The organism is Microcystis sp. M31BS1 (genome assembly GCF_020245285.1).
GTDB lineage: Bacteria > Cyanobacteriota > Cyanobacteriia > Cyanobacteriales > Microcystaceae > Microcystis > Microcystis panniformis.
Genome location: NZ_JADBVE010000004.1, coordinates 1 through 3,590, shown reverse-complemented (window position 1 = coordinate 3,590; position 3,590 = coordinate 1). Strand labels below are relative to the sequence as shown.

At 49.5% G+C, this 3,590-nt stretch carries 2 protein-coding genes; both read left to right on the top strand.

Translation table 11 applies throughout. The features are described from left to right. Window positions 1–626: 626 nt before the first annotated feature. Window positions 627–2,786 carry a ribonuclease E gene (rne, locus tag IM509_RS00175; protein ID WP_185236850.1) on the top strand — a complete coding sequence of 720 codons (2,160 nt, stop codon included), beginning with the start codon at window positions 627–629 and terminating at the stop codon, window positions 2,784–2,786. Beyond that, window positions 2,783–3,373 (top strand): ribonuclease HII, encoded by a 591-nt coding sequence (locus IM509_RS00170; RefSeq protein WP_072927708.1) that lies wholly within the window; start codon window positions 2,783–2,785, stop codon window positions 3,371–3,373. The genes rne and IM509_RS00170 overlap by 4 nt, the downstream gene beginning before the upstream one ends. Window positions 3,374–3,590: the final 217 nt, after the last annotated feature.

Below are 3,590 nucleotides of genomic sequence, written 5' to 3'. Positions count from 1 at the left end.
TGTCAGTCTGTAGAGCGACCATAAGACCAGAACAGAGTAAATCTGTTAAGGCAGGTGCGAAAAATCCTTCGGGAAAGAAGCAGAAACCTAAATCGTGAGGTTTGGGAATCACCGTCCGTTTACGGCGGCGAGGATGTCAACGTCTTGTCAGAGAGTGACCGAGTGAGTTATAGTCGTCTATAAGACTCGATTAAAGCATTTCTTAAAAGAATCGTGGTTTTTGGAAAATCGAAAAGTGCGCTATTTTCCCTTCCACAGAAACCTGTTGCCGAGGGGAGTAACTCAAAAACTCCTTTTTTCCTAGATTCTGATAGACAGAACCGGCGGAAACGGATAAAAAATGCTGTTATCGAGCAAGACTCAGGGATTAATTGAAAATCTCGTCTCCTGGCTGTGCTTACCTAATTGTGGGTCAAGCCGGCAGTTGCCAAACAGACTTAACAACTGAAACCAAGACTCAGTTCCCACGTCTGAGGGGCAGATGAACATCAAGATGAGGCTTTAACGATGCGGACTCATCTTCTTAGAACTTTCTTAACAAGACCAGATTTCCAGAAGTAGCCTCAAAGCATAGACAAATAGCCCATGGTCCGTCGCTTTTGAAACCGAAAGATTGAGGAAATTGAATGCCAAAACAAATAATCATAGCCGAACAACACCATATAGCGGCTGTTTTTTGGGAAGATCAAATTCAGGAATTAGTTGTAGCCACAGGTAATCAGCAGGTGGCCGACATCTATCTAGGATTAGTAGAAAATGTCATCCCCGGGATAGATGCAGCCTTCGTCAATATTGGCGACGCGGAACGCAATGGCTTTATCCATGTCACCGACCTGGGCCCCTTAAGACTGAAAAAAACCGCCGGTGCTATCACGGAATTACTGGCCCCCCAGCAAAAAGTGCTGGTACAGGTAATGAAAGAACCCACCGGCAACAAGGGACCGCGGCTAACGGGAAATGTCACTCTCCCCGGTCGTTATCTGGTATTGATGCCCAATGGTCGCGGGGTGAATCTTTCCCGTCGCATCCGCAGTGAAGACGAGCGCTCCCGTTTACGAGCTTTAGGGATTTTGGTCAAACCGGCGGGGATGGGGTTGCTGGTACGCACCGAGGCCGAAGGCAAAGCGGAAGAGGCGATTATCGAGGATTTGGAATTTCTGCAAAAACAGTGGGAGAATATCCAACAGATGGCCGTCAGCACCCGGGCCCCGGCCCTGCTGAACCGGGATGATGACTTTATTCAAAGGGTTTTGCGGGATATGTACAGTGCCGATGTCAATCGCATTGTTGTGGATAACCCGGTGGCGGTAAAACGAGTTAAACAGCAATTGACGAACTGGGGCGGCGGCAAAGCTCTCGAAGGGGTTTATATCGACTCCCATCGGGAAACCCAGCCAATTCTCGACTATTTCCGGGTTAACGCTGCCATTCGCGAGGCCCTCAAACCCCGGGTTGATTTACCCTCCGGCGGCTACATTATCATCGAACCGACGGAAGCTTTAACGGTAATTGATGTTAACTCCGGTTCCTTTACCCGTTCGGCCACGGCCCGGGAAACCGTACTCTGGACTAATAGCGAGGCCGCCACAGAAATCGCCCGACAACTGCGCTTGAGAAATATCGGCGGTGTGGTGGTGGTGGACTTCATCGATATGGATTCCCGTCGCGACCAGTTGAAACTGTTGGAATTGTTTAATAAGGCCCTGAAAAGCGATAAGGCCCGGCCCCAGATTGCCCAATTATCGGAATTGGGGTTAGTGGAATTAACTCGTAAGCGTCAGGGGAAAAACATTTATGAATTATTCGGCAAAACCTGTGACCATTGCGGCGGACTGGGCCATTTAGCCCATCTACCCGGAGAAGGCAACGCCATCGCCTTAGAAACCCCCACCCTTAGCCGCGCGGAAAAAGAAACCCTTGTCGTTGCCCCAATTAATACAAAAGTTCTACCAGATAAGAGCGCTCCTAGCGTTGCGGCGGCCGAACCCTATCTAGAAGTTTTCTCCGAATTTGAGGCCGAAGAAAACGCCCAAGAGATGGATCTTTCCTTCCATCCCAACTATCAAGAACAGGTTAATAATTCTCGCCGTCGCCGTCGTCGTCGTCCTTCGGAACTATTGCTAAAAGAGGAACGGGGCGAAAAAGCCTCTACTAACGGTGTTAACAACGAAATCGAGCCGGAATCAGAACCACAACGCCTGGAGGAAAAACGAGAACGCCCCGCCCGTCTCTCGAAACGTGGAGAAGATGCCAGCGCGGGCAAAAATATCCCCGTCGCCGAACGGGAAAGGGTTTCCGTGGAAATGACCCCGGTAGAACAGGAAGTTTATTCTTTAATGGGCATTTCTCCCCTGATTCTGTTGGATAAGGAGTTTAAAGACCCGAAATCGGTGATTGTTTCCGTGAAACTGGCAGGGGAAAGAGAAGCGGAAAACCCAGAAATGCCTGTTACTCCTGAAATATCCTTGACTCCTACCCTAGAAGTCGAGGACACCCCGGTAGAAGCGACGGAAACCAGCGAGGAAGCCGAAAATCGTTCCTTGGTGCGCCGTCGTCGTCGTCCCACCACTAGCGAAGTTAGTCAGGAAATCAACCAAGAAGCTAGTCCACCAGTGACTTTTACGCCCGAACCGATTACGCCCGAAACTCCAGTTTTTCTGGGCGAAGTCATTCCTGTCGAGACCCCGGTGAGCGCCGAGGTGACGGAGGAGCCACAAATAGAGGCTGAAACCGCGGTGCTGCGTCGTCGTCGTCGTCGTTCCTCCGCCACTGCCGATGAGTCATGAGCGCAGAACCCTTAATTGCCGGTGTCGATGAGGTGGGGCGCGGGGCTTTATTTGGCCCCGTGGTGGCGGCGGTAGTGGTCACTGTCCCCTCTGGTTTTCCGCGGCTGTGGGAGTTGGGGGTGAAGGATAGTAAGCAACTTAGCCCCCAAAAACGGCAAAAATTGAGCCAGCAAATACAACGGGATTTTGTTTGTCGTATCGGTTATGCTACGGTGAAAGAGATCGATCGCTTGAATATTTTTCATGCCTCTCTACTGGCAATGAGCAGAGCGATCGGGAAATTACCCCTTTCCCCCAATCTCTGCTTGATCGATGGCAAGCACATTATTAAAGATTTGTCAATCCCCCAAAAGGCGGTAATTCAGGGAGATCAACAATCGCCGGTAATTGCGGCGGCTAGTATCGTGGCCAAAGTCTGGCGCGATGACTTAATTACTCGTTGGCACGGACGCTATCCCGATTATGGACTCTCTCGTCACAAGGGTTATGGCACTGCTCAACACCTAGAAGCGATTGGCAACTATGGACTTACTTCTCAGCACCGGCGTTCTTTTAGTCCCTGTCAATCGAGGTTGGAGCTTGACTAAGCTGTTCGTAATTTAAATTGCTTGTTGAGACGAGGCAAGAGGCACTCATGCAAAAGGCAACCCCCCACCCCCCCAACCCTAGGGTTGATTCATTTAAATTAAGTACAGCTAATTTTGAGTCAATAAATTTGACTGAAGATTCTCAAGTTTATCTTTTTCTAATCAAAATAGTTAGTCACAATAACTAATCTTTAATCCTCTGCCAAATTTATTATGA

Bases quoted from the DNA above. Each gene is read 5' to 3' on its own strand.
- rne (WP_185236850.1), top strand. From the start codon at position 627: ATGCCAAAACAAATAATCATAGCCGAACAACACCATATAGCGGCTGTT.
- IM509_RS00170 (WP_072927708.1), top strand. From the start codon at position 2,783: ATGAGCGCAGAACCCTTAATTGCCGGTGTCGATGAGGTGGGGCGCGGG.